The organism is Arthrobacter sp. NicSoilB8, assembly GCF_019977355.1.
In the GTDB taxonomy this organism is placed as follows: domain Bacteria; phylum Actinomycetota; class Actinomycetes; order Actinomycetales; family Micrococcaceae; genus Arthrobacter.
Genome location: NZ_AP024655.1, coordinates 4734291 through 4758180, shown reverse-complemented (window position 1 = coordinate 4758180; position 23890 = coordinate 4734291). Strand labels below are relative to the sequence as shown.

23 protein-coding genes are annotated in these 23890 nt (G+C 68.0%); 11 read left to right on the top strand and 12 right to left on the bottom strand.

What is annotated here, in order from left to right; all coding sequences use genetic code 11:
• The first annotated feature begins 267 nt into the window (after positions 1–267).
• Entirely contained in the window at positions 268–1203 is a 936-nt protein-coding gene (gluQRS, locus tag LDO15_RS21480; RefSeq protein WP_223982251.1) for a tRNA glutamyl-Q(34) synthetase GluQRS, read from the top strand.
• A gap of 9 nt (positions 1204–1212) precedes the next feature.
• Positions 1213–1857, top strand: coding sequence for an HD domain-containing protein (locus LDO15_RS21475; RefSeq protein ID WP_223982249.1), 645 nt, complete (start codon positions 1213–1215; stop codon positions 1855–1857).
• Here the strand turns inward: LDO15_RS21475 and LDO15_RS21470 are convergent.
• From LDO15_RS21470 to LDO15_RS21435, 8 genes are all read right to left on the bottom strand, one after another.
• Positions 1854–3401 carry a carboxylesterase family protein gene (locus LDO15_RS21470; RefSeq protein WP_223982247.1) on the bottom strand — a complete coding sequence of 516 codons (1548 nt, stop codon included), beginning with the start codon at positions 3399–3401 and terminating at the stop codon, positions 1854–1856. The genes LDO15_RS21475 and LDO15_RS21470 overlap by 4 nt on opposite strands.
• A 198-nt stretch (positions 3402–3599) precedes the next feature.
• Positions 3600–4916 (bottom strand): GNAT family N-acetyltransferase, encoded by a 1317-nt coding sequence (locus tag LDO15_RS21465; RefSeq protein ID WP_223982245.1) that lies wholly within the window; start codon positions 4914–4916, stop codon positions 3600–3602.
• Between the two features lie 129 nt (positions 4917–5045).
• Positions 5046–6638, bottom strand: coding sequence for an amino acid permease (locus LDO15_RS21460; RefSeq protein ID WP_223982244.1), 1593 nt, complete (start codon positions 6636–6638; stop codon positions 5046–5048).
• A gap of 27 nt (positions 6639–6665) precedes the next feature.
• Positions 6666–8081: an aspartate ammonia-lyase gene (locus tag LDO15_RS21455; protein ID WP_223982242.1), complete on the bottom strand. Its 1416-nt coding sequence runs from the start codon at positions 8079–8081 to the stop codon at positions 6666–6668.
• Positions 8082–8089: 8 nt separating this feature from the next.
• The gene (locus LDO15_RS21450) at positions 8090–9142 is read right to left on the bottom strand and encodes an asparaginase (protein ID WP_223982240.1); all 1053 of its coding nucleotides are present in this window, start codon (positions 9140–9142) and stop codon (positions 8090–8092) included.
• Positions 9143–9234: 92 nt separating this feature from the next.
• Positions 9235–9930 carry a FadR/GntR family transcriptional regulator gene (locus tag LDO15_RS21445; RefSeq protein WP_223982238.1) on the bottom strand — a complete coding sequence of 232 codons (696 nt, stop codon included), beginning with the start codon at positions 9928–9930 and terminating at the stop codon, positions 9235–9237.
• A gap of 128 nt (positions 9931–10058) precedes the next feature.
• The gene (locus LDO15_RS21440; RefSeq protein WP_223982236.1) at positions 10059–10670 is read right to left on the bottom strand and encodes a DUF305 domain-containing protein; all 612 of its coding nucleotides are present in this window, start codon (positions 10668–10670) and stop codon (positions 10059–10061) included.
• A 123-nt stretch (positions 10671–10793) separates the two neighbouring features.
• Positions 10794–11318 carry a hypothetical protein gene (locus LDO15_RS21435; protein ID WP_223982234.1) on the bottom strand — a complete coding sequence of 175 codons (525 nt, stop codon included), beginning with the start codon at positions 11316–11318 and terminating at the stop codon, positions 10794–10796.
• 211 nt (positions 11319–11529) lie between these two features.
• Between LDO15_RS21435 and LDO15_RS21430 the strand changes: the two genes are divergently transcribed.
• On the top strand, positions 11530–11853 hold the full coding sequence (locus LDO15_RS21430; protein ID WP_346655974.1) for a metalloregulator ArsR/SmtB family transcription factor: 324 nt from the start codon (positions 11530–11532) through the stop codon (positions 11851–11853).
• A complete protein-coding gene (locus LDO15_RS21425) occupies positions 11850–12953 on the top strand; it encodes a cation diffusion facilitator family transporter (RefSeq protein ID WP_223982228.1) in 1104 nt (367 codons plus the stop codon). Before LDO15_RS21430 ends, LDO15_RS21425 begins: the two co-directional genes overlap by 4 nt.
• A gap of 57 nt (positions 12954–13010) precedes the next feature.
• On the opposite strand, the gene LDO15_RS21420 is transcribed toward LDO15_RS21425, so the two are convergent.
• Both LDO15_RS21420 and LDO15_RS21415 read right to left on the bottom strand, forming a co-directional pair.
• Entirely contained in the window at positions 13011–13967 is a 957-nt protein-coding gene (locus tag LDO15_RS21420; RefSeq protein ID WP_223982225.1) for an L-lactate dehydrogenase, read from the bottom strand.
• Positions 13968–13983: 16 nt separating this feature from the next.
• On the bottom strand, positions 13984–14742 hold the full coding sequence (locus LDO15_RS21415; RefSeq protein WP_223982221.1) for a glucose 1-dehydrogenase: 759 nt from the start codon (positions 14740–14742) through the stop codon (positions 13984–13986).
• 267 nt (positions 14743–15009) lie between these two features.
• Here LDO15_RS21415 and LDO15_RS21410 point away from each other — a divergent pair, with 267 nt between their 5' ends.
• Both LDO15_RS21410 and LDO15_RS21405 read left to right on the top strand, forming a co-directional pair.
• On the top strand, positions 15010–15342 hold the full coding sequence (locus LDO15_RS21410; RefSeq protein ID WP_223982219.1) for a helix-turn-helix transcriptional regulator: 333 nt from the start codon (positions 15010–15012) through the stop codon (positions 15340–15342).
• Positions 15339–16577 (top strand): HipA domain-containing protein, encoded by a 1239-nt coding sequence (locus LDO15_RS21405; protein ID WP_223982216.1) that lies wholly within the window; start codon positions 15339–15341, stop codon positions 16575–16577. The genes LDO15_RS21410 and LDO15_RS21405 overlap by 4 nt, the downstream gene beginning before the upstream one ends.
• Positions 16578–16628: 51 nt before the next feature.
• Here the strand turns inward: LDO15_RS21405 and LDO15_RS21400 are convergent, their stop codons facing one another.
• A complete protein-coding gene (locus tag LDO15_RS21400) occupies positions 16629–17246 on the bottom strand; it encodes a uracil-DNA glycosylase (RefSeq protein ID WP_223982214.1) in 618 nt (205 codons plus the stop codon).
• A gap of 751 nt (positions 17247–17997) precedes the next feature.
• On the opposite strand from LDO15_RS21400, the gene LDO15_RS21395 reads away from it, so the two are divergent.
• Both LDO15_RS21395 and LDO15_RS21390 read left to right on the top strand, forming a co-directional pair.
• Positions 17998–19629, top strand: a complete 1632-nt coding sequence (locus tag LDO15_RS21395; RefSeq protein ID WP_223982212.1) for a serine hydrolase — start codon at positions 17998–18000, stop codon at positions 19627–19629.
• A gap of 53 nt (positions 19630–19682) precedes the next feature.
• The gene (locus LDO15_RS21390) at positions 19683–20192 is read left to right on the top strand and encodes a hypothetical protein (protein WP_223982209.1); all 510 of its coding nucleotides are present in this window, start codon (positions 19683–19685) and stop codon (positions 20190–20192) included.
• On the opposite strand, the gene LDO15_RS21385 is transcribed toward LDO15_RS21390, so the two are convergent.
• Positions 20189–21703, bottom strand: a complete 1515-nt coding sequence (locus tag LDO15_RS21385) for an amidohydrolase family protein (protein WP_223982207.1) — start codon at positions 21701–21703, stop codon at positions 20189–20191. The two genes, LDO15_RS21390 and LDO15_RS21385, sit on opposite strands and share 4 nt — an antisense overlap.
• A 326-nt stretch (positions 21704–22029) precedes the next feature.
• Between LDO15_RS21385 and LDO15_RS21380 the strand changes: the two genes are divergently transcribed.
• From LDO15_RS21380 to LDO15_RS21370, 3 genes are read left to right on the top strand one after another with little or no spacing between them, the layout of a single operon-like run.
• On the top strand, positions 22030–22347 hold the full coding sequence (locus LDO15_RS21380) for a hypothetical protein (protein ID WP_223982205.1): 318 nt from the start codon (positions 22030–22032) through the stop codon (positions 22345–22347).
• Positions 22344–23399, top strand: a complete 1056-nt coding sequence (locus LDO15_RS21375) for a zinc-dependent alcohol dehydrogenase family protein (RefSeq protein ID WP_223982204.1) — start codon at positions 22344–22346, stop codon at positions 23397–23399. Before LDO15_RS21380 ends, LDO15_RS21375 begins: the two co-directional genes overlap by 4 nt.
• Positions 23396–23845, top strand: coding sequence for a flavodoxin domain-containing protein (locus LDO15_RS21370; protein WP_223982201.1), 450 nt, complete (start codon positions 23396–23398; stop codon positions 23843–23845). Before LDO15_RS21375 ends, LDO15_RS21370 begins: the two co-directional genes overlap by 4 nt.
• The last annotated feature ends 45 nt before the right edge of the window (positions 23846–23890 follow it).

The window sequence follows — 23890 nt, the reverse complement described above, 5'->3', positions numbered from 1 at the left end:
CCTGGACGAGGCTCCCGCAAGGAACCAGCCGCTGATTGACTCTTGTTCACGCATCGTCATTCCGCACACCGCACCACAACACGGCAAGAGCCCCTGAGCCACCGACGTCGGATGTCCCGAAGTCATCGGTAGCTGAGGGGCTCTTGTGCTGCTCCCTCCAACCAACGCGGGGTCACATCGCGCCCATATTTGGCTCCATCATGGGCCGGAACTGACCCCGCGTTGGTGGTGGAGGGGCTCTGGTGCCGCTCCGCATAGGCTGGTCCCATGACGTCAGCCGGCCGCTTCGCCCCCAGTCCCTCCGGTGAACTGCACGTGGGGAACCTCCGGACGGCCGTCCTGGCGTGGCTCTTTGCCCGGTCCACGGGGCGGCGGTTCCTGATGCGGGTCGAAGACCTGGACCGCGCCCGGGCCGGTGCCGAGGCTGAGCAGCTCCGCGATCTGACGGCGATCGGCGTGGACTGGGACGGCGGCGTCGTGCGCCAGACGGACCGCGAGCACCTGTACGCGGAGGCGATCGAGCAATTGACTGCGGCCGGCCTGACGTATGAGTGCTTCTGCACGCGCCGCGAAATCCAGGAGGCCCCCTCCGCGCCGCATGCTCCGCTTGGCGCCTACCCCGGGACCTGCCGGAACCTCAGCGATGACGAGCGCGAGGCCAGGCGTGCCGCCCGCCCCGCGGCGGTCCGGCTCCGTTCCGCCGTGGAGGAAGCGACGGTGCGGGACGTGCTCCACGGCAGCTACACCGGCGTGGTGGACGACTTCGTGCTCCGGCGCAACGATGGCGTGACCGCCTACAACCTGGCGGTGGTGGTTGACGATGCCGCCCAGGGCATCGACCAGGTGGTCCGCGGTGACGACCTGCTCCCTTCCACGCCGCGGCAGGCATACCTGGCCTCCCTGCTGAATATGCCTGTTCCGGAATATGCGCATGTTCCGCTGGTGCTGAACGCCGACGGCGCGCGGCTGGCCAAGCGCGACGGCGCCGTCACGCTCGCCGACCTGGCCCTGGCCGGCGTGACCCCCGACGAGGTCCGGGACGTGCTGCTGGCGTCCCTTGGGCTTCCCGCCGGACCCCTCAAGCACGCACTGGCCGTCTTCGACCCCGCCGTGCTGCCGCGCGAGCCCTGGATTTGGCCCGGGCTGCCGGGAGCGCAGCCGGGAAGCGACACCCCGCCCCGAACGGGAAGCCACGGCGCGTAGGCTGGATTCATGACCGAGCCCGCACACCCCCAGCCCCGCTTTACCGTTGAGACAGCCAAGGTCCTGGCCGAGGTGGCCCACAACCGGCAAAAGGACAAACTTAAGCGGCCGTACCGGGAGCACGTGCTCGCCGTCGGGGATGCCCTGGCAGACTTCGACGACGACATTCAGATCGCCGGGTACCTCCACGACATCGCCGAGGACACCCCGATGACGCGCCAGGCCCTGCTGGATATGGGAGTCTCGGAGCGGGCGGCCGACATTATTGAGCGCGTCACCAAACGCCTCCACGAAAACCCCGACGACTACCAGGCCGGCATCCGCTACATCGCCGAAGACCACGACGCCACCCTGGTCAAGATTGCGGACAACGCGCACAATTCGCTGCCCGAACGCGTCAAGGCGCTTGCCGAGAAGTGGCCGGACAAGCCGCCGGTCACCCGCTACGACGAGGCCCGCCCGGTGCTCTACGCGGCCGTCCCGGTCGAAGAGACCCGCAAGATCCTGGCCCGGATCAACCCGTGGCTGCTGGATGAACTGGATGAGATGCTCGACGAGGCGGACGACACCGACTACGAGAACCTTTCCTACGACGACGCCGGGCGCACGGGCGACGCGGGGCACACGGGCGAGGCCCGGGGCACGGCCGGCTAGCGGATCCCGTCCCAGAGGGCGCGTTCCCAGGACCTGGGGTCATCCACCACGCCCTGGACAACATCGAAACGCATGGTGGCCCTTCTGGCGGGTTCGTATGCCGGCCAGCCCGGGTCGCCGGTGGCGGCGAAGGACACCCAGGCGGCGTGCATCGCGCTGGCTAGTCCCTGCGGGGGATTCTTGCCCAGGAGCGGCCCGAACAGCCGGGCGTTCGTGGCCAGGGTGTCAAAAACGAACGGCACCTCCACTGCATGGACCGCGCCGAGATCCGGCGCGGCCCAGGCGAACTCGTACATGTAGGTTCCCGCGCCGGTGGACCGCGCCGCGTTCGCGTGGGCCTCGGCCAGAATGATCGCCGGGATCCGCACCCACCAGTCGGTCTGCACCGCGGCCAGAAGCTCGCCGGGCGTGGCGCCGGGATAGCGGGCGCGATACGCCTCCAGCGCAGCCGGGACCGGGAGGCCGTAGGACGCCGGCGGAGGGAACCCTTCGATGCTGCCGGTCCCGCCCAGGCTCTCCTCCGTGACCCTGGCGAGCACGCCGGTGATGGCCAGGAAGAGTTTCCAGTCCTCGGTGTTCGTGCCGACGATGATGTCGATATGCGCGCCGGCCCCGCCGGCGATCCGGTCGATCGGACGTCGCGGAACGACGTCGCCGTCGATTACCGGCTGCCAGGGCATCAGGCTTGCCACCACGTCGTGGCCCCAATGGTCCGGGTCCGGGTGCGCCAGCAGTTCAGTCTTCAGCTCCGTCTGCGCCGTGAGGAGCCGCTGGACCGGGACGCCGGCAATCGCCTCGCGGGTCTGCGGAACGCCGAGTCTCTCGGCGAGGGCCCGGCCGATCCGTTCGGCGGCCAGGGCGGGGAGGACATGGTGGGCCGCCCCGCTTTGCAGGATGGCCCGCCGGAACAGTCCCTCGGCCCGGGGAATGGAAAGGAGGACGCCGATGCTCATTGCCCCAGCCGACTCGCCAAAGACGGTGACGTTCCCGGGGTCGCCGCCGAAGTCCGCGATGTTGTCCCGCACCCACTCGAGCGCCGCGACCTGATCGAGCAGGCCCACGTTGGCGTGCCCGTCGTCGAGGAAGAGGAACCCGTCGGCGCCCACGCGCCAGTTGATCACAACGCACACGACGCCGTCGCGGGCGAAGTTCCGGCCGTCATAGGCCGCCGTTGAGCCGACTTCGAACGCACCGCCCTGGATCCAGACCATGACGGGGAGCCCGGCCGGGCCGGCACCGGCCGCGCCAACACCGGCAGCCCCCGCACTGGGGGCCCAGATGTTCAGGTTCAGGCAGTCGCCACCGCCGAGGCCGGTATCCCAGTCGAAACCCGCGCTGACGGGCGGGGCAACCTGGGGAGGGGAATCCCCGTAGTCCGTGGCATCGCGGACACCGGTCCACGGCTGCATCGGCCGCGGCGGGAGCAGCCTGTTCGCCCCGGTCGGCGGCGCCGCGAAGGGGACACCTAGGAAGGTGCGGACCCCGTCGGCCTCCGCACCGCGCAGCGTGCCGTGCCGGGTATTGACGACAGCGTCCATGGCCATGACCGCCACTCTTGCAGGTCCCGGGTGCGCCGGAAAGGGCCGAAGGTCACCGGCCGGACAGTTGCGCCCCGGGCTGTGGCCCTGTCCGTCGAACGGGGCGCCGGGCCCGCCAGAGGAGTCCGACGCATGCAACGCGGGGTCACTTCGCGCCCATTCCGGACCCCAACACCGGCCGCATCTGACCCCGCGTTGCTTTGGCTACACCCGGCCCAAGGCGTCGATGTCCTCGAGGAACTCCTGATGCACCTCGTCGCTGACCGTCGTCCGGGTGTCCCGGATGGCGTCGAGGTAGTCCTGGGTCGAGGGGCCTTTGCGGACGGCCGCGCGCGAGGCGGGGTCGCCCCCGGACGCGGCACCGCCGTCGTCGTACACCGCCTTTTCCAGCGCCCGCTGGGAGGCGCTGCGGGCCGCATACTCGATGTCCGCGGGGGAGAAGCCCTCGGTGCGGTCCACCAGGAGTTCGACGTCGACGTCGTCCACCACGGCGGCGGGGATGAAGCGCTGCCACATGGCCTCGCGGGCCTGCCGGTCCGGCAGGCCGATCGGGATGACGTAATCGAACCGGCCATGCCGCAGGAAGGCAGAATCCAGGGCGCGGATGAAGTTCGTGGCGCAGACCAGGATCCGGCCGGGCTGTTCGCGGAACGCGGGAATGATTTTCAGAAGCTCGTTGGTGACGCCCTGCAGGGGAGAGGGCGGTTCACCCGAGCGCTGCGAGGCGATTTCCTCGACCTCGTCGATGAAGACCACTGCGTGCTCCAGCTCGGCGATCTCCAGGAAGGTCTCGCGCAGCGCCCCGGCCAGGCCCTGCGGGTCGGCGGCTAGCCGGGACGGGAAGACCTCCACGAACGGCCATTCCAGCCGGGACGCGATCGCTTTGGCAAACGTCGTCTTGCCGGTACCGGGCGGTCCAAAGAGGACGACGGCGCGCGGGGGCACCACGCCGTATTCGTCGGCGAGGTCGGCCTCGGCCAGCGGCAGGACCAGCCGGCGTTCCAGCAGTTCCTTTTCGCGGCGCATGCCGGCCACGTTTTCCCACAGGTCGCGGGCCAGGATGCGGCCGCCGAGCAGGCTGAGCGGCTCAAGCTCCTGGCGCTGGACCGGGATCTTCCGTTCGAAGTAGCGCAGGTTTTTCTTCAGCACGAAGCCGCGGCCCAGGAACGCCTCCACCCGGGTTTCGGATTCGGGCATCAGCGCGGAGAGCTTGTTGAGCCCGTGCGGCGCCATCCGGTTCTCGACGGCGGCCAGCAGCGACGTGCCGATCCCGCGGCCCCGGAACTCGGGCAGCGTGGCCAGGAAAACGATCCAGCCCTGGTCATGGGCGGCGCGTCCGACCGCGGCGCCCACCACCTGCTCGCCCTGCACTGCCACCACGGCGTGGTCCTTTTCGCACGAGGCCAGGACTTCGGAGAGCGCGTACACGGGCTCCACGTTCGATTCCTTGAGGGATTCCCAGAGGTGCAGGATGCCGTCAAGATCGGCCGAGTGGAAGTCCCTGATCCGCCAGTTGGTCATGAAGTGTCTCCCGGGTGGTTCGTCGCTGAGCCGGTGGGCGCCAGTGTGGGCTCCTCTGCTGAGCATATGCGAACCGGGTGCACGAGAGGTTGCGGGGACGTTGCGTTACGCGGACGCGTTGCGGCGGCGCTACTCCGAATCCCGCCTGTCGCTCCCGTCCCGCCCGTCGCTTCCGGCGGGCCGGGCAGCCCGGGCGGTCACGAGCGGATACGGTCCGGTGAAGCCGTCGCGGACGGCGGCGATTTCCAGGATGCGGTGCCGGCAGAGGCGCCAGCCGAGCATCAGGAGCGGGACGATGACCGCCAGGGACGCGATGGTCCACGTACCCACGGGCGAGTCGAAGGCCATGAGGACCAGCACCGCCAGGAGGAAGGCCAGCGTGATCCAGCCCGTGACGGGTGCGCCGGGCATCCGGAAGGCGGGCCGCAGCAGTTCCCCGCGGGCCGCGAGCCGGGCAAGCTGCATCTGGCACAGGACGATCATGGCCCACGTGCTGATGATGCCCAGGGACGCGACGTTCAGGACGATCTCAAAGGCCTCGGCCGGGACCACGGCGTTCAGGATGACGCCCAGGACGGCCACCCCGGCGGTGAGCCCGATGCCGCCATAGGGGACGCCGGACTTGTTCATCCGGGCGGCGAATTTCGGCGCGGAACCCGAGACGGACATGGAGCGCATGATCCGGCCGGTGGAGTAGAGGCCGGCGTTGAGTGAGGACAGGGCCGCGGTCAGGACCACAAGGTTCATGATGGCATCCACGCCGTCCACCCCGATGGAGCCGAAGAACGTCACGAACGGGCTTTCGCCGGCCTTGTAGGAGCTGTAGGGCAGCAGCAGGGAGAGCAGCACGAGCGAGCCGACGTAGAACACCGCGATACGGACGATCACCGTGTTGATGGCCCTTGGCATGATCTTCTCCGGGTTTTCCGTCTCACCCGCGGCGGTGCCGATCAGCTCGATCGAGGCGTAGGCGAACACGACGCCCTGCATCACCACGACTGCCGGCAGCAGGCCGTTGGGGAACATGCCGCCGTTGTCCGTGATGAGGCTGAAGCCGACCTCCTGGCCTGCGACGGGGGTGCCGAAGATGACGAAGTAGATGCCGACGAGCAGGAAGGACACGAGCGCCACCACCTTGATGAGGGCGAACCAGAATTCGAGCTCGCCGAACACCTTGACGCTGATGAGGTTCAGGCCCAGCACCAGGATCAGGGCGGCCAGGGCCCAGGCCCACTGCGGCACGTCCGCGATGGGCGCCCAGTACTTCTTGAAGAAGTTCATGTACAGCGCGACGGCGGTGATGTCCACGATCGCGGTCATGGCCCAGTTCAGCCAGTAGAGCCAGCCGGTGACGAAAGCGGCCTTCTCGCCGAAGAATTCGCGGGCGTAGGAGACGAAGGATCCCGACGAGGGCCGGTGCATGACGAGTTCGCCGAGGGCGCGCAGGATCATGAAGGCGAAGAACCCGCAGACGGCGTAGCTGATGATCAGGGCCGGCCCGGCGGTGGCGAGACGGCCGCCGGCGCCCATGAACAGGCCGGTGCCGATGGCGCCGCCGATCGCGATCATCTGGACCTGCCGGGGTTTCAGGCCCTTGTGGTAGCCCTGGTCCTCGGCGTGGAGCGCGGCTTCGGAGGCGTGGGCATGCGCCGGAATGGTGTGGTCGGTGACGGCCTGTTGGGCAGGCTGTTTTTGGGCGCGGGCAGTTTCGGGATAAGTCATGGGGGTCCTTCGGGGTTCGAGGGTGCGCTATTTGCTCAGGTTGGCCAGGCGGTGCGGGCTGAGGAGCTCGGTGAGCTGCTCGTCGGTGAGCAGCCCGTGTTCGAGCACGAGCTCCGCGACTCCCTTGCCGGTCGCGAGGGCTTCCTGCGCGATGGCCGTGGCCGTGGCGTAGCCCAGATGCGGGTTCAGGGCGGTGACGAGGCCGATTGACTGTTCCACCGTGAGGCGGAGCCGTTCGGTGTTGGCGGTGATGCCCCGGACGCAGCGGGCCGTGAGGGTGCGGCAGGCGGCTTCCAAGTGGGAGATGCTCTTGTGGAGGCTGTGGACAATGATCGGTTCGAAGGCGTTGAGCTGGAGCTGGCCTGCCTCGGCGGCCATGGTGATGGTGACGTCGTTGCCGACGACCTCGTAGGCCACCTGGCTGACCACTTCCGGGATGACCGGGTTGATCTTGCCGGGCATGATCGAGGAGCCGGACTGCACCGCGGGGAGGTTGATTTCGCCGAGGCCGGCGCGCGGGCCGGAGGAGAGCAGCCGGAGGTCGTTGCAGATCTTGGACAGTTTCACGGCGACCCGTTTGAGCACGCCGGAGAGGTGCACAAACGCGCCGACGTCCTGGGTGGCTTCGATCAGGTCCACCGCCGTGACGAGCGGCAGGCCCGTGATCTCGGCCAGGTGCCGGCAGGCGGCCTCGGCGTACCCGGCCGGGGCGTTCAGGCCGGTGCCGATCGCCGTGGCGCCGAGGTTGATTTCGTGGATCAGCAGGTCGGCTTCGGCCAGGCGGAGCCGGTCCTCGCCGATCGTGACGGCGTAGGTGCCGAATTCCTGGCCGAGCGTCATGGGGACGGCGTCCTGCAGCTGGGTGCGGCCCATCTTGACCACGGTGCGGAATTCGAGGGCTTTCGCGGCGAAGGCGTCTTCAAGTTCGGTGAGCGCGTCCAGTAGCTCCCGGGCGGCGAAGATGGTGCCGAGCTTGACCGCGGTGGGGTAGACGTCGTTCGTGGACTGGCTGAGGTTGACGTGGTCGTTGGGGTGCAGCCGCGCGTAGTCGCCCTTCGGGTGTCCGAGGATTTCCAGGGCCCGGTTGGCGATCACCTCGTTGGCGTTCATGTTCGACGACGTCCCGGCGCCGCCCTGGATGACGTCCACCACGAACTGATCGCTGAGCTTGCCGTTCATGACGTCGGCGCAGGCATCCTCGATGGCCTGGGCGCGCTCGGCGTCGAGGAGTCCGAGCTCGTGGTTGGTGCGGGCGGCGGCCAGTTTCACGGCGGCCAGGCCGCGGACCAGGTGCATGTTGGAGGAGAGCGGCTGGCCGGTGATGGGGAAGTTCTCTACGGCCCGGAGGGTGTGGACGCCCCAGTAGGCGTCGGCGGGAACGTCACGGTTGCCCAGGAGGTCGTGTTCGGAGCGGAAGTCTGCGCGTTCGTCGATCGGGGTCATGGCTGTCCTTACAGGGCGTCGGGGGCGTCGGAGTCGTTGCGGGCGTCGGGGGCGGCGAGGAACTCGGTCGCCTGCAGCAGCCCGACGGGCCGGCCGCCGCCCAGCACCGGGGCCGCGGCGATGCGCGCCAGGGGCGAGGTGTCGACGTCGAGCGCGGCCAGGACCCGCACGGTGACCGGCATCCTGGCGCGGTCTCCGCCGTCGGAGATCTTCACGGCGACGGCGCGGCCGTCGGGCAGTCCCACCAGCTGGACGCCCTCGAAGCCGTCCTTGGCCAGCAGGCCCGGGACAAGGCGCATCAGCGCGGTGACATCGCGGTCCTCGCCGGCAACCATTTCGGGGCGGCGGCGCATGGCGCGCGCGACGCAAGCTTCCGCACCGTCGCCGGCTTCGGCTTCCGCGGCCAGCTTGCCGAAGGCCCGGGCCATGCCGCGCAGGGTGAGGGCGAAGAGCGGGGTGCCGCAGCCGTCAGTGGATGTGCGCTCCGGCTCCTCGCCGGTCAGGTCCGTCACGGTCCGGGCCACGAGCTGCTGCAGCGGGTGAGCCGGGTCCAGGTATCCCTGGACCGGCCAGCCGTTGATGACGCAGGTGGCGGCCATCGCGGCGTGTTTTCCGGAGCAGTTCTGCGCCAGTTGGGTGGCTTGGCCGCCGTCACGGAGCCATTTCTCGCGCTCGCGGGCGCCGTAGGGGAGGTCGGTGCTGTTCTCGAGGACCCGGGGCGTGAGCCCATGCAGGTCAAGGATGCGCCGGGAACCTTCGCGGTGGATGGCGGCACCGGAATGGCTGGCAGCCGCGAGGGCGAGGAGTTCGTCAGGGAGGTCCAGCCCGGCGCGGACCATGGCGACAGCCTGCAGCGGCTTGAGGGCGGAGCGCGGGTAGAACGGGGCGAGGGGCTCGCCGGCGGCCAGGAGGGTCCGGCCGTCCGCTGCGGTGGCGATCACCGAGCCGTAATGGACGCTCTCGACCAGCCCGTCGCGGGTCTGGACTGCGAGCGGGGCGTACTGCGGGAGCCTCTCCGGAGCAAGCAGGGCCGGGATGTGCGCGAGGGCGGGAGAAATCATTGCGTCCTTTGGCGGTGGTGTTGGTTGTCGCAGGTCAAGCTGCTGCCGTGTCTGCTGCTGAATCTGCCCTTGCAGGCGGCAATTGGCTGCCCTCAGGGGTTGAGGATCGAGTCGAGGGCGACGCCAACGGCATGGAGGTGCTGGCTCATGGCGATGCGGGCCGTCGCCGCGTCGCCGGCCTCGATGGCGGCCAGGATGCGCCGGTGCTCCTCGTCGGAGGCGTGCTGGCGGTCCGCCACCATGTTCAGGGTCTCGGACTGGTGGGCCAGGGCCTCGCGGATCTCGGCGACGACGTTTTCGAACACCTTGTTCCGGCTGGCCCGCGCGATCAACGCGTGAAAGCTCGAGTCCAGGCCCACCCACACTTCGGGGTCGTCCTCGGCGGTCATCGCGGCGACGATGTCCCGCATGGTGTCCAGTTCCTCGGACGAGCGGCGTTCCGCGGCCAGCCCGGCGGCGGGAACCTCGATGTGCGGACGCGCCTCCGTGAGGTCGCGTGCGGAGTACTGGCCCAAGACCAGGTCTTTGGCCACGTGGTTGGCAATGACGAACGTTCCCCGCCCGGTCTTGGTGACCGTCAGGCCCAGGGCCGTGCAGGAGCGCAGGGCCTCGCGGACCACAGAGCGGCTCACGCCGTACTGCTGGGCAAGCGTGGCCTCGGAGCTCAGCCTGGCGCCGACGCCCAGCTTGCCGGATTCGATTTCGGAGCGGAGGACGTTGAAGACTGCCTCGGCCGCGCTGAGGCGGGCTAGAGGCTGTCCTGCTGTCCGGCTGTCTGACAGGTTCACGCTTTCAAATATGGCAGGGGTCACACCGGGGTGTCAACTGTGACGGCGGCCCGGGTGCGGCCCGGGAGTGGCCCGGGGGCCCGGCCCGGGCCCCCGGGCCGCCGTTATTCTGGTGCTCCGGTGTCCGCCTACAACGCGGCGAGCAGTTGCTTCATCTCCGCGATTTCCGCGGTCTGGGCGGCCGCAATGTCCCTGCCCAGCTGGACGGCCTCGGCGTTCTTGCCGCTGCGGACCTCCGCATTCGCCATCTCGACGGCACCCTCGTGATGGGCAATCATCTGGGTGAGGAACAGCTTCGCGGCCTCGTTGCCTTGGGCGGCGTCGAGTGTCTTGAGCTCGTCCTCGCCCATCATGCCGGACATGGCATGGCCGCCGGCCATCTGCGCGGACTCGTTCCAGGCCTGGAGCCAGCCCGTCATCCGCTCGATCTCAGGGCCCTGCGCGGCCTTGATCTTCGTGGCCAGTGCCGTGATCCTCGCATCGATCCCGGGCTTTGCCAGCATCATCCCGCTCATCTCCACGGCCTGCGCATGGTGGGGGATCATGCCCTGGGCAAAGAGCGTGTCGGTGCCGTTGTGGCTGGCGTCGGCGGCGGCCGGCGCGGAGCTTGCAGCCATGGTGCCGCTGCTGGTGGGGCTCATTCCGGATGCGGAACTGCCGGAGCCGGAGCCGGTGGAGCAGGCAGCCAGTGCGATGATCGCAGCGAGGGCGGTCGCGGAAATGGTGAGGGTCTTGTTCATGTCAGATCTGTCCTTTGGAAATCCGGCAGAGATCGCCGGCATCGGGCGGGGTGGCGGCGCAAGAGGGCGGCGCGCCCCGGGGGCATGCCGAAGCGCCGGAAAGTCAGCGGCGCAGGCCCGGGTTTACGTCCGGCTGATGGACAGATCGTTGGGCGTGGGCGAGCCGGGAATGTGGGCGGAGGGCGCCCACTGGGCTGCAACAGCGGCGGCCCACGGCTGCGTAAGCACCACTGTGGAGCCCGGCGGTGGTGCACTCAGGGATGCACTGGACCCGGAGGGGGTGCAGTCCAGGTGCATGGCCGGCTTCTCGGCGCAGTCGCCCTGGCAGGTGCACGACGCCGGCACCGGCGTGCCGCCCACTGTCACCGTAGTTGCGGTGACCGGAGTGGTGGTCACCGGGGCGGCCGCCTCCGCTTCCGTGGCGGGTGCATGGCTGGAATGAGCCTGGCTGGCGGGCATGTCATGAGGAGCCGCCGCCGTCGCCGGGAACGTCTGCGCGGCGTCCGATGGGGCTGCCTGGCTGTGCATTCCGTGAAAGCCGGCAAGGATGTGCATGCCAAGGAATCCGGCAATGACGGCGAGGATGCCGGCCAGAAGTGCCGCTCGACGGAGGACCGATGCGGGGCTTGCTGCATGTGCGGCGGCCATGGCGGTCCTCCTCTCTCGTGCTGGGCGCTCTCGTGCTTGCGGTGCTTGCGGTTTGGCGATTGTCGGCCGCCGATGGTCTTTCTAGGCTACCGGTGTCCAACGACCGCCGCCTGGATTGTGTTCCATCCCATGCGGCCGGGCAGGAGCGAACATCGGGGCGGCTCTTTGTCATTCGATCCTCATGTGACAGTATCTGCGTATGGATGCAGATATGCAGATTGATGTGGAGAGCCCCTATGTGGAACTGGCCGTCGAGGTGTTTTCCATGCTGGCGGACGCAACCCGGGTGCGGCTGATCCTTGCCCTTGGCGGCGGTGAGATGCCGGTCAATGCCTTGGCGGAGAAGGTGGGGAAGCCCGCGGCTGCTGTTTCGCAGCATCTGGCCAAGATGCGGCTCGGCGGCATGGTGGCGACCCGGCAGGAAGGGACTCGGGTGTACTACCGTTTGCAGAACGATCATGCGCGCGAACTCGTCATGGATGCCATCCACCAGGCTGAGCACGCGCTTGGCACGGCGCCAAGGCATACGTCATGAGCCGGCCCGCCGACGCCGTGCACGGCGGCGACCACGGCCACGGCGGCCACTCCCACGCCAATCGCGATCCCACCAGCACCCACGACCATGACCACAATCACGACGTCGAACTCCCGCACAGCCATGACCACGACGACTCCCACGGCCACAGCCACCCGACGGGTCTGAAGGGCTGGCTTCACGAAGTCTTCGTACCGCATTCGCATGATTCCGCGGACTCCATTGACCACGCCCTCGAATCCAGCACGCAGGGCATCCGCGCGGTCAAGGTGTCGCTGGCGGGCCTCGGCGCCACGTCGCTGTTCCAGCTCGTGATTGTGCTGGTCAGTGGCTCCGTGGCGCTCCTCGCGGACACCGTCCACAATTTCTCGGACGCCCTGACCGGGGTGCCGCTCTGGATCGCGTTCCTCCTCGGCCGGCGCAAGCCCACCCGCACCTACACCTACGGCTTCGGCCGCGCGGAGGATCTCGCCGGCCTGTTCATCGTGGCCATGATCGCGCTCTCCGCAGTAGTCGCCGCCGTCGAATCCGTCCTCCGCTTCTTCGAGCCGCAGCCCGTCCAGAATCTGGGCTGGGTCCTGGCTGCCGGCGTGGTGGGCTTCGCCGGCAACGAGCTGGTCGCGATCTACCGGATCCGCGTCGGCCGGCAGATCGGCTCCGCGGCGCTGATCGCCGACGGCGTCCACGCCCGCACCGACGGCTTCACGTCGCTCGCCGTCGTTGCCGGCGTCGCGGGCGTCTGGCTGGGCTTTCCCCTCGCCGATCCCCTCGTGGGACTGCTGATTTCGGTGGCGATCATGGTTCTGCTGTGGGGCACGGTGCGCGACGTCGGACGCCGGCTTATGGACGGCGTCGATCCCGCTCTCTCGGACCGGCTCTCCGCAGTGGTTGGCAGGCATGCGGACGGCGGAACTTCCCGCCTCCGCTGGTCCGGCCACCGGCTGCACGCCGAAATCACCGTGCCCATGACCGCCGGCGCCCGCCTGTCAGACCTTGCCGCGGTGGCGGCGCACCTTGAGGAGGGCGCCCGGGAAGCGCTGCCGCACCTGGGATCCGTTACCGTGGTGCCTGCCGTGACGCGGCCCCCTCGGCCCAACTAACTCGCAGCAGGGGCCGTTTTGAGCGCCCAAAACGGCCACAACTGCGAGTCAGTTGGGTCAGATCCCCAGGGTGGCGAGGCTCTGCTGCAGCGTTTCCGCCGAGTGGTGCAGGGACGCGATTTCGCCGTCGTCCATGGGGGTGTCCAGTACCTTGAGGACGCCGCCATGCCCCACGACGCTGGGCAGCGAGAGCGCAACGCCGGAAATTCCGTATTGCCCGTCCAACACGGTGGAGACGGGAAGCACCGCGTTTTCAGCGCGCAGCAGGGCCTCGACGATCCGGGCGCCGGACAGCCCGATGGCGTAGTTGGTGGCGCCCTTGCCGGCGATCACCTTATAGGCCGCCTGCGTCACCTCCCGCGCGGTTTCGGCCAGGAGTTCGGAGGTGAAGATCCGTTCGCCGTCGGCGGTCCAGTTGCGGATCGGGACGGGGCCGATCGTGGCGCCGGACCAGACCGGGAACTCCGTGTCGCCATGTTCGCCAACCATGCTGGCGTGGACGCTGGCGAGCGAGACGCCGGCACGTTCGGCCAGGTGCCAGCGGAGCCGCGAGGTATCCAGGACGGTGCCGGAGGAGAAGATCCGCGATGTCGGCAAGCCGGAGATCTTCTGTGCGGCGACCGTCAGCACGTCGCACGGGTTCGTGACGAGCACATAGACGGCGTCCGGGGCGTGAGTCAGCAACTGGGGCATGAGTCCCTCGAGGATGCGGACATTGGTGCCGGCCAGGTCCAGGCGGGTCTGGCCCGGGGCCTGTTTGGCGCCGGCCGTCACAACCACGACGTCGGCGCCCTCCGTCGCGGAGATATCCCCGCCGCCCGTGACGGTAGCCGACGCGGCTGCGAACTGCGTCCCGTGGGCCAGATCCAGCACCTCGGCCTCGGCTTTGACGGTGTTGACGTCGAACAAGGCCACGTGGCTGGCCGAACCGCGGATCAGGGCCGCGTAGGCGAGGGATGTGCCGACGCTCCCGGCGCCGACCACCGCCAGTTTTGAACCGCTCTTTCCGGACATGATGCCTCCTTCCCGCCTAGTTCCCCGGCACGTCGGCGGGGGCCGCCGCGACCGAACCCGCGGTTTCCCCGCCGTCGATCACGAATTCAGCCCCCGTGACAAAGGAGGATTCGTCCGCGGCGAGGTACACCGCAAGGTCCGCGACCTCCGTCGGCTGGCCGATCCGGTGCAGCGGGACGTGGCCGGTGTCGAAGGTCATGCCCGCGGTCATGGGCGTCTCGATGACCCCCGGGTGGACGGAGTTGACGCGGATGCCCAGGCCGCCGAGATCCATGGCGGCGGCCTTGGTCAGGCCGCGGACACCGAATTTGGACGCCGTGTACCCGGCCAGCTGTTCATACCCGCGCAGCCCCGCGATCGACGAGATATTGATGATGGAGGCTGGGCTGGAGCGGGCCAGGACCGGCGCGGCGGCCTTGATGCCGTTGAACACACCCGTGAGGTTCACGTCGATGATCCGGGCCCATTGCTCGTGCGGGTACTCATCGATCCGGCCGAAGTTCACGATTCCGGCGTTGTTAACCAGGATGCTGAGGCCGCCAAAGGCGCTGACGGCCTCGCCCACCGCCTGCTCCCAGTCTGCAGGGCTAGTCACGTCCAGATGCACGTACCGGGCGCTGTCGCCAAGCTGGGCCGCCAGTGCGGTCCCGTCCTCGTCGAGGACATCGCCGACCACCACCTTCGCGCCTTCCTGCAGCATCCGGGTGGCCGTGGCCCCGCCGATGCCGCGGGCAGCGCCGCTAATCAATGCCACTTTGCCGTCCAGCCGTCCCATGACCTGCCCTTTCCAGGCTGTCCCGCTTTCTGGGCGCGGGCGGCTCGCCCGCCCCTGTCCAGCATCTCCTCGGACGCGAATCGGGGGCAGGGCCGTTGGGCCCTACGGGTGTCACCCCCTTCCGGCAGCCGTGCCGGTACGAACGTGCCGATATCACCCTGTTCAGGCTCGGCTACCCGCCCTACACTGGAAATCTGCGGAAAGCGGCACGTACGTGCCTATATGCGCGGCTTCGGGCGTGAGAATTTGACCAAGAGGGAGGCAGCCATGGCGTTGTCTTTTCCGGACCAACTCGCCGCCGGGGTCCGGGCCCGGCGCGGGTCGCTCCGGCTGAGCCAGCGTGAACTGGCCGAACTCGCCGGAGTCTCCGAGCGCTTCGTCCGGTTCGTCGAGCAGGGCAAACGCACGGTGCAGTTGGACTCCCTGATCGCGCTCCTGGACACCCTGGGACTGGAGCTTCGGGTGCAGACCCGGACCAGCGCCGCCGCCCGCGCCCTGGCAGGCCCACATGCTGGCCACGAACTGCCCGCCCACGAACTGCCCGCCCACGAACTGCGTGCCGACAGGGAGCCGGGGATCGGGCCGGAGGCCCGGCCATGAGGCACCGCATCGCTGACGTTTACAAGGCCGGGGTGCTGGCGGCGCGGCTGGAACGGCACGACGGCGGCACCAAGTTCAGTTACCTGCCGGCGTATCTGGCGTCCGGGGGACCCGCCGTCGCGAGCTCCCTGCCGCTGACGGCGGCCCCCGTGCTGTCTGCCGCGGGGGCCGCCCCGCCGTATTTCACCGGGCTTCTGCCCGAGGGCCGGCGGCTGAAAGCGCTTCGCCGCTCCGTCAAGACCAGCGTGGATGACGAGCTGTCCCTGCTCATCGCGGCCGGCGCCAATCCGGTGGGCGACGTGCAAATCGTGGGCCACGGCGAGAAACTGGACCCGGACGAGCACGCTGTCGAGCTTGACCCCGGGATCCCCGTGGATTTCGATGCCCTGCTGGGCGACTCCGGGCTGATCGACCCGGTGGCGCTTGCGGGCGTGCAGGACAAACTGTCGGCAGGGATGATCTCCATGCCGGTGGCCAGCGCCGGCCGGCGGTACATCCTCAAACTCAACGCGCCCGAATTTCCGCACGTGGTCGAGAACGAACACGCGATGTTCCGCTATGCGGAGCGGCTGCGGATACCCCTGAGCCGGGTCCAGCTGATCCGCGACGTCGCAGGCCGGCCGGGGCTGCTCGTGGAGCGCTTCGACCGGGTGCCGGTCGCGAGGGCGGCGGGGGCGTCTCCGAACGCGGTGCAGCGGCTCGCCGTCGAGGACGGGGCGCAGGTTCTGGGGCTCTACCCGGCCGACAAGTACAACGTGGGTTACGGGCAGGTGTGCCATGCGCTCGCGGCGTACTGCGCGGCGCAGCTGCCGGCGCTGCGGAATCTGGCCCTTCAGGCGGCATTCGCGTGGCTCACTGGCAACGGAGACCTGCACGCGAAGAACGTTTCCATGGTGCAGCAGCCGACGGGGGAGTGGTCCATCGCTCCGGTCTACGACATTCCCTCCACCGTGGTCTACGGGGACAAGACGCTCGCGCTCACCCTTGGCGGCAAGCGGACGGGGATATCCCGCAAGCACTTTCTGGGCTGGGCCGCGGGGATGGGGCTGACGGAGCGCGCCGCTGTCCAGATACTGGAGCTGGCGCTGAAGGCCTCCGGGCCGCTGCTGGCTGACCTTGGGTCGGGTACGGCCTTCAGTTCCATGGCCGACGACGGCGCCTCACCGTTTTCGGCGATTGTCACCCGCGACTGGCTCAAGGAACTCAAACACCGGCGCAGGCTCATGGAGGGGTGATGCTACCTGCGCCGGATACCGCCGTTGTCGTGCCGTTTCAGTCGTGCCGTTTCAGAGGTGCTGGATACCGGCCCGCTGCATGGCGTCTTTGTAGACCTCAACGTTCTTGGCGAGGAGTTCTTCCTGCTTGGCCGCCGAGACGGCGAAGGCGCGGCCGCCGAGAGCTGTGGCCTTGTAGATCTTGACGCCGTGGTTCTTCAACGAGGAATGGTAGGTCTTCTCGAAGAGCGTCAGGAAGGAGTGGGCGTCGGCGCCGTGGGCAATGACGGCCGAGACGCGCCGGTTGATTTTAAGGAACTGGCGGAAGGGCCGCAGGCCGTCCGTCTTCTCCTGGACGTTCAGGGCCGAGGCGGCGTCCGGGTCGCGGACCCACGGGTAGGCGTTCCACGGCATCACATAGCGGGGATCCAGCTCTGCGGCCTCGTAGATGGAGGTGGCGCGTCGGGCGGCCTCGTCGTCATTGAAATGCGAAACAAAGCCCGATTCCGTGCCCTTGCCGGGGCTGACATGCAGACTGACGATCCGGCATTCGTCCTCGTCATGGATGGGGTCGATGTAGGGGACCACGGATCCAGGCTTCTTTTCCATGAGCTCGTCGCACAGCTGCGTTACGGCGGCGATGTTCGGCTCCTGCAGCAGGGTCTTTTTTTCGTCCCAGTCAATCGTCACGATTTCTCCCTCAGCACTTGGCGTCCAGAATCAGGCGGCTTCCTCCACTCTACGCTTTCGGGGGAGAGCGCGTTCTTATGGCGAGGGCCAGAGGCTTTCTTCCTCTGGCCATGGTGATAGGGCAGGCGTACGCTTAAAGCGCCTGCAGGTAACCATCAGATGACGCCGGGTTGTTCGGGACATGAAAATGTCCCAGCCTTCTCTTAGCGAGATCGCGAAGGTACCTGCAGGCCTCACGTCATGCGGCCCCTCGGGGGTGCAGGGCGCTTTTCATTGTCTCGGTCACGTTTCGTGCTGAGGCATGCTCCTTCTCTGCCAACCCGGACTGAAGAACGCGATGAAACGTGGACGCGTCCAGGGCGAGCCGCGGATCGAGTTCGTCCGGCATCGATCTGGCCGCACGCGGTCCAGGGTTGGCCCTCGATTCGAACCGTATGAGCCGTGGGTTCATTGGCGGATGCGTCCGTCAGACCAAGATGGGTTCGGGAAGCTGACGCGGAGCGTGGGGATACCGGAGCGCGGACCCGCCCCTGACATGAAAACCCCTGTCATAAAAACCCTGTCTCAAAAACCTGCACTGGTCCATCATGGGATGGGGGTGTCAGCTCGGCGCCCGGACGGTATCGGGCGGGGTATATCCATGAACCACAGGGAATCTTTCGCAACGCGGATCAGCTCTCTGCCTTCTGACCGCCGGTCGCTGCTGAAGGCGGTCGGCGTCGGGGCCGCTGGCATGGCGGGGATGCCACTGATGGCCGCCTGCACGGAACAAAGTGCCCCCGCCGGCGCCTCAACCAGTGCCGGGGCCGGCAACGCCAGCAACGCCGGCCCCTCCGGGCCGCCGTCCGCTTCGCTGCTTTCGGCGCCGGAACCGCAGGTCAAACCGCTGCTGGACCAACAGAAGGTCAACGACGCCGTGGCCCAGCTGGACGGGCTGGTCCGGGGCGCGATGGAAAGCACAGGAGTTCCCGGGATCGCTGTGGCCGTGGTCTACCGGGACCAGGTGGTGTATTCCAAGGGCTTCGGCGTGCGGGAGTCGGGCAGGCCAGAGACGGTGGACGCGGACACCGTCTTTCAGCTGGCCTCGGTGTCCAAACCGCTGGCGTCAACGGTGGCAGCCGTGGCCGTGGGCCGCAAAGCCATCTCCTGGACTGATCCGGTGATCAGCCACACCCCCGGCTTCGCCCTGAAAGATCCGTTCGTTACGCGCAACGCCACGGCAGCTGACCTGTTGTCACACCAAGGCGGCCTGCGGACGGGAGCCGGCGACCTGCTGGAGGACCTCGGATTCGACCAGTCCTACATACTCAGCCGCCTCAACCAGGAGCCGTTGGACTCGTTTCGGGCGAGCTACAACTACAGTAATTTCGGCTACACGGCCGGCGCCCAGGCCGTTGCTGATGCCATGAACATGGCCTGGGCAGACCTTGCCGAAGAAGTGTTATTCAAGCCACTGGGCATGACCTCCACGAGCTATCGCCATGCGGACTACCAAAAGGCGTCGAACAGGGCGCTCATCCACGTACCCGCCGGTAATAAGACCTGGGTGGCCAAATACAGCCGGGACGCCGACGCCGAAGCCCCCGCCGGAGGGGCCAGCTCCTCCGTGAATGACTTGGCCCGCTGGATCCGCCTGCAGCTCGCCAACGGCAGCTTTGAGGGCAAGGAGGTCGTCGCGCCGGACGCCCTGGGTGTCACGCATGTCCCGCACGCGGTATCGGGCCCTCCTTCGACACCTGCTGCGCGCACCCGCTTCTACGGCCTGGGCTGGAATGTGTCCTACGACGACCACGCCCGGCTCTCGCTCGGGCACTCGGGAGCCTTCAACCTTGGTGCCGCGACCGCCGTCTCGCTGCTCCCGGGCGAGCAGTTGGGCATTGTGGCCCTGACTAACGGCAGGCCGCAGGGCATCCCCGAGGCTATCTGCGCCGCATTCTTTGACACGGCCCAGAACGGCGCCCCGACGGTGGACTGGTTCGGATTCACCGCGGGCGTCTTCCAGAAGATCGATGAGTCCGAGAAGCCCAAAGTCGACTACTCCAAGGCGCCGGCGCAGCCCAAAGCTCAGCGCGGCAACGATTTCTACGTCGGCAGGTATGCGAATTCCTACTACGGCCCGCTCAACGTCGCGGTGGAGAGCGGCGTTCTGACCTTTGAGCTGGGTCCCGCCGGCAGCACCACTAAGTTCCCGCTCAAGCACTTCGACGGCGACACCTTCAGCTTTGAATCCATCGGCGAGAACGGCAACGGCCTCGCCGGAGCAATCTTCGCCCCCGCCGGCGACGGCGCCCCCGGCGCTCCAGGGAGTTCCCCCGGCGCCGCGTCGAGCGTCAGGCTCGACTTCTACGACCAGACCGGGCTGGGGACCTTCACCCGCGGCTGAGCCCGGACTTCCGTAAGCTTCAAGTGCACGCACTGCCCCGATCCAAGGAACCCATGCCCATCAACGCACAGTCCCTGAAGCAGGACGGGTTCACCGGTTTCCGGCCGCTCGGGGACCTTGATATCAACCGGATCCCGCAGAAACCCGGGATCTTCGCGGTGTTGCGGCCCGAGGCCTTCGGCCCGCAGTTCCTGGCCAAGAGCACGGCCGGCATCTTCAAGAAGAAGAATCCCACCCTGAAGCCGGAAGCTCTCGACGCGGAATGGGTCGACGGTGCCGATGTCCTCTTCCTGGGCAAGGCCGGGCCCGGAAGCAAGGGAAACCGCGGGCTTCGCCGGCAAATCCAGGAATTCGTCGACTTCGGCAAGGGCAAGCCGCCGGGCCACTGGGATGGCCGGCTCATCTGGCAGCTCGCCGGGGCAGGGTCGCTGATCGTCGCGTGGAAGGAGTTGCCCGTTGAGCAACTTAGTGCGGCCGAAGCCGGGTACCACGCCGCATTCGTAGAACAGTACGGCCGGCTGCCGTACGCCAACCTGGTCCAGGCGCGGGTCAAAGGTGTCTAGCCGCCGTGAGTAAACTTCCCAGCCACCAACGTGGCAGCCACCGGCATCGCTGCAAACACCGCGTCGGAAACCGTCAGCGGGTCGCCGTCGAGCACTGCTAGATCGGCCGGGTCCCCGACGCGGAGCCGGCCGCGCCCCCTGGCCGAGGCCGTGAGGGCCTCTTGCCGGGTGAGGGCCTGCTCGGCGTGCCAGGGCCCGCGGCCATCCTGCCGGGCCCGCGCGGTCGCAGCCGACATTGCAGTCCACGGGTCCAGCGGGGCCACCGGGGCGTCGGAGCCAAGGGCCAGCGTCGCCCCGGCGGCCACCAACGAACGGAGCGGGAAGGCCCGGTCCGTCTGCCCGGGCCAGTTCGCCTCGGCGGCGTCCCGGTCATCGAGCGCATGTGCCGGCTGGACGCTCGCGGTGACGCCCAGCCGGCCGAAGCGGGCGAAATCCTCGCTCCGGACGAACTGGGCATGCTCCACCCGCCCGCCAATGCCGGCCGCCTCAAAGGCGTCCAGCGCAACCCTGTTGGCCGCGTCTCCAATCGCGTGGACGGCCGGCACGAAGCCTGCCTCCCGCGCCCGGACCAGCAGGGCGAGCAGCTCCGGCCCGCTCACCGTCAGCAGACCATGGCCGCCGTTTGGATACGGGTCGACGCAGTAGGCGGTGCGGGTATTGAGTGAGCCGTCGATCAGCACCTTCAACGGGCCTACGGTCAGGAGGCCGCCGCTGGCCGCCACTGGCTGCCCTGACCGCAGCCCCTCGGCCACGGCCCTGTCCAGATCCTGCGGATAAACCCCTGCCTCGACCCGGAGCGCAGCGAAACCGCCGGAAATTCTCCGCAGCCAGGCGTCACGGTTCCATGTCATCTCGAAGTCCACGATTCCGACCACGCCCCGCGCGGCAGCTGCCTGCCCCGCCGCCTGCACCCACGGATCCACGACCCTGTCCGGAAGCCTGCCCAGCTCGCGGGTCACGGCAAACGCCGGTTCCTCACGGAGCAGGCCGCCGGCGCCCACCGGCACACCATAGCGTTGGGCCGCCGCGGAGTTGAGCCAGACACAGTGGAGGTCGTGGCTGATCAGCGCTGTCGGCCGGCCGTGCGTGACGCCGTCGAGGAGGTCCAAACTGGGCACATCCGCCCAGACGGCGTCACGGAAACCGGCTCCCACCAGCGTCGGGACAGCCTCCGGCGCCGAGTCCTCGCCGCTGATCCTTGCGAGGTGGGACCCGACGACGGCGGCCGCCTCAAGCGCCGAGCCGGCACCGGAGAGGTCAAGGCGGTTGGAGGTCATCGCCCACTGCGTCATATGGACATGCTCATCCCACAGCCCGGGAATGACGTAGCGGCCCTTCAGATCAACCACCTGGGTTGCCGCGCGGAACGCGACGGCGGAGTGGCGGGACGGGACGATCGCTGACACCGTGCCGGCGCGCAGATAAATGTCGGAGCACAGGTCGTCCCCCGGTTGCCGTGCGGAAGTCAGCACGAGGTCCGGCGCGGGGCAGGGATCGAGCGGTTCAGGCATAGGGAACAGGCTAGGCGGGGAACGCCGACGGTCCCAAACGCGCATAGGGGACTTTCGCCCCTTACTTGCTCAGCGCGTGCCCCCCAAGCTGAATCTGGGGCGGTTCCTGCACGGCCAGTTGGGGGCCATATTGGGGGAAGAACCGCTTTGAGGAATGCAGTACCGGTCTCGCCGCGAATTGGGGAAGGAAATGGCGTTTTGCACTTTCCGGCTTCAGCAGGAAAAGGCAGGAGACCACGGCCGCATGAACAACTACAGTCCACCTTCAGGGTTGTCCGCCCACCCTGAAACCGTCAGGGAGCTCTGACGGTTTCATGCATCACCATATGGGGGACCCCAAACTTAAGGTTCTGATACGTCTTGACGCCGACGCCGAAACCGCGCGGATCGAGGTGCACGGCGTAGTGACGGTGGCCAATGTTCGGGCGCTGTACGTTGTCTGCCGCCGGGTCACCAGCAAGCTTCCCGGATTCGAACTCGTGCTCGACCTCGCCCATGCCCGTGTTTCGGCTCCCGCAATCGACGAACTCCGCGAGCGTGCCCGCGCCTCGCTCCTGTACTCGGGGATCGACGCGTCTGAGACCCCCTGCCGCCTGCGCCTCGTGGACCCGCTGGTGATCCTGAAAACCAAGGAGCACGTATGAAAGCCCTCGTCTATGGCGGCCCCGGCGAGAAATCCTGGACCGACGTTCCCGATCCCGTCATCCAGAGCCCCAGCGACGTGATCGTCAAAGTGGACACCACCACCATCTGCGGCACCGATCTGCACATCCTCAAAGGCGATGTCCCGGCGGTGGCCAAAGGCCGCATCCTGGGCCACGAAGGAGTAGGCACCATTACGGAGATCGGCGCGTCCGTGACCAGCCTCAAGGTCGGAGACCGCGTCATCATCTCCTGCATCAAGTCCTGCGGGCACTGCACGAACTGCAAGACGGGCCTGTACTCCCACTGTCTCGGGGAGGAAGGCTCCTCCGGCACCGGCTGGGTCTTCGGGCATCTGATTGACGGCACTCAGGCCGAATTCGTCCGTGTCCCGTATGCCGAGAACTCCCTGTACCTCGTGCCAGAAGGAGTGAGCGACCAACAGGCCGTCATGCTTTCCGACATCCTTCCCACCGGCTTTGAGATCGGTGTGCAGTACGGCAGGGTCAAGCCCGGCGACACGGTCGCCGTGATTGGCGCGGGCCCCGTCGGGCTCGCCGCGATCTGCACCGCCGGCCTCTACGGCGCCGCCACGATCATCGCCGTCGACCTCGACGCGAACCGGCTCGAGAAATCCCGCGAATTCGGCGCCACCGATGTGGTCCTCTCCAGCGATGCCGATTGGAAGGAACAGGTGATGCTCCTGACCGACGGGCTGGGCGTGGACGTGGCGATCGAGGCCGTCGGCATCCCGGCCACCTTCGCCATGTGCGTTGACATCGTGCGGCCCGGCGGCAACGTGGCCAATGTGGGCGTGCACGGCAAACCCGTCCAACTGCACGTCGAAGACCTGTGGATCCAGAACATCAACATCAGCATGGGCCTGGTCAACACCAATACCACCCCCATGCTGCTCAAGCTCGTGGCGCTGCAAAAAGTGCCGGCCGACAGTTTTGCGACCCACCACTTCACCTTTGCCGAGTTCATGGAGGCCTACGACACCTTCGCCCGCGCCGCCGAGACGAAGGCACTCAAAGTGGTGATCACGGCTTGAAAGCCTTCATTGTCTACGACTCGGCCTTCGGCAACACGAAGGCCGTGGCCGAGGCTGTGGCCGCCCAGCTCGAGGGGCTGGACGCAGCGGCAGTTCCGGTCGACGAGTTCGACTCGGGTGAGCTGGCGGCGGGGGACCTTTTCGTCGTCGGCAGCCCCATCAACGGATGGCGTCCGACGCCGAAGGTCACCGCGCTGCTGTCGGGCCTCGGGAAGGACCGGCTCACGGGAGTCAAGGCGGCCGCCTTCGATACACGCCTGCGGATGTTCATCCACGGCGATGCCGCCAAGAAGATTACGCACGCCCTCCGCGCCGGCGGCGCCGACATCATCGCCGAACCCATGCCGTTCTACGTGGGCGGCACGAAGGGTCCGTTGCGCAGCGGGGAGATCGACAAGGCTGGCAATTGGGCGAAGGCCCTGCTGACCTCGCTCGGGCGGCAGTAGCCCCCCGGCCCGGCACACCTGACATCCGGAAGTCCCGCCCAACCG

Bases quoted from the DNA above. Each gene is read 5' to 3' on its own strand.
- gluQRS (WP_223982251.1), top strand. From the start codon at position 268: ATGACGTCAGCCGGCCGCTTCGCCCCCAGTCCCTCCGGTGAACTGCAC.
- LDO15_RS21475 (WP_223982249.1), top strand. From the start codon at position 1,213: ATGACCGAGCCCGCACACCCCCAGCCCCGCTTTACCGTTGAGACAGCC.
- LDO15_RS21470 (WP_223982247.1), bottom strand. From the start codon at position 3,401: ATGGCCATGGACGCTGTCGTCAATACCCGGCACGGCACGCTGCGCGGT.
- LDO15_RS21465 (WP_223982245.1), bottom strand. From the start codon at position 4,916: ATGACCAACTGGCGGATCAGGGACTTCCACTCGGCCGATCTTGACGGC.
- LDO15_RS21460 (WP_223982244.1), bottom strand. From the start codon at position 6,638: ATGACTTATCCCGAAACTGCCCGCGCCCAAAAACAGCCTGCCCAACAG.
- LDO15_RS21455 (WP_223982242.1), bottom strand. From the start codon at position 8,081: ATGACCCCGATCGACGAACGCGCAGACTTCCGCTCCGAACACGACCTC.
- LDO15_RS21450 (WP_223982240.1), bottom strand. From the start codon at position 9,142: ATGATTTCTCCCGCCCTCGCGCACATCCCGGCCCTGCTTGCTCCGGAG.
- LDO15_RS21440 (WP_223982236.1), bottom strand. From the start codon at position 10,670: ATGAACAAGACCCTCACCATTTCCGCGACCGCCCTCGCTGCGATCATC.
- LDO15_RS21435 (WP_223982234.1), bottom strand. From the start codon at position 11,318: ATGGCCGCCGCACATGCAGCAAGCCCCGCATCGGTCCTCCGTCGAGCG.
- LDO15_RS21430 (WP_346655974.1), top strand. From the start codon at position 11,530: ATGCAGATTGATGTGGAGAGCCCCTATGTGGAACTGGCCGTCGAGGTG.
- LDO15_RS21425 (WP_223982228.1), top strand. From the start codon at position 11,850: ATGAGCCGGCCCGCCGACGCCGTGCACGGCGGCGACCACGGCCACGGC.
- LDO15_RS21420 (WP_223982225.1), bottom strand. From the start codon at position 13,967: ATGTCCGGAAAGAGCGGTTCAAAACTGGCGGTGGTCGGCGCCGGGAGC.
- LDO15_RS21415 (WP_223982221.1), bottom strand. From the start codon at position 14,742: ATGGGACGGCTGGACGGCAAAGTGGCATTGATTAGCGGCGCTGCCCGC.
- LDO15_RS21410 (WP_223982219.1), top strand. From the start codon at position 15,010: ATGGCGTTGTCTTTTCCGGACCAACTCGCCGCCGGGGTCCGGGCCCGG.
- LDO15_RS21405 (WP_223982216.1), top strand. From the start codon at position 15,339: ATGAGGCACCGCATCGCTGACGTTTACAAGGCCGGGGTGCTGGCGGCG.
- LDO15_RS21395 (WP_223982212.1), top strand. From the start codon at position 17,998: ATGGCCGCCTGCACGGAACAAAGTGCCCCCGCCGGCGCCTCAACCAGT.
- LDO15_RS21390 (WP_223982209.1), top strand. From the start codon at position 19,683: ATGCCCATCAACGCACAGTCCCTGAAGCAGGACGGGTTCACCGGTTTC.
- LDO15_RS21385 (WP_223982207.1), bottom strand. From the start codon at position 21,703: ATGCCTGAACCGCTCGATCCCTGCCCCGCGCCGGACCTCGTGCTGACT.
- LDO15_RS21380 (WP_223982205.1), top strand. From the start codon at position 22,030: ATGGGGGACCCCAAACTTAAGGTTCTGATACGTCTTGACGCCGACGCC.
- LDO15_RS21375 (WP_223982204.1), top strand. From the start codon at position 22,344: ATGAAAGCCCTCGTCTATGGCGGCCCCGGCGAGAAATCCTGGACCGAC.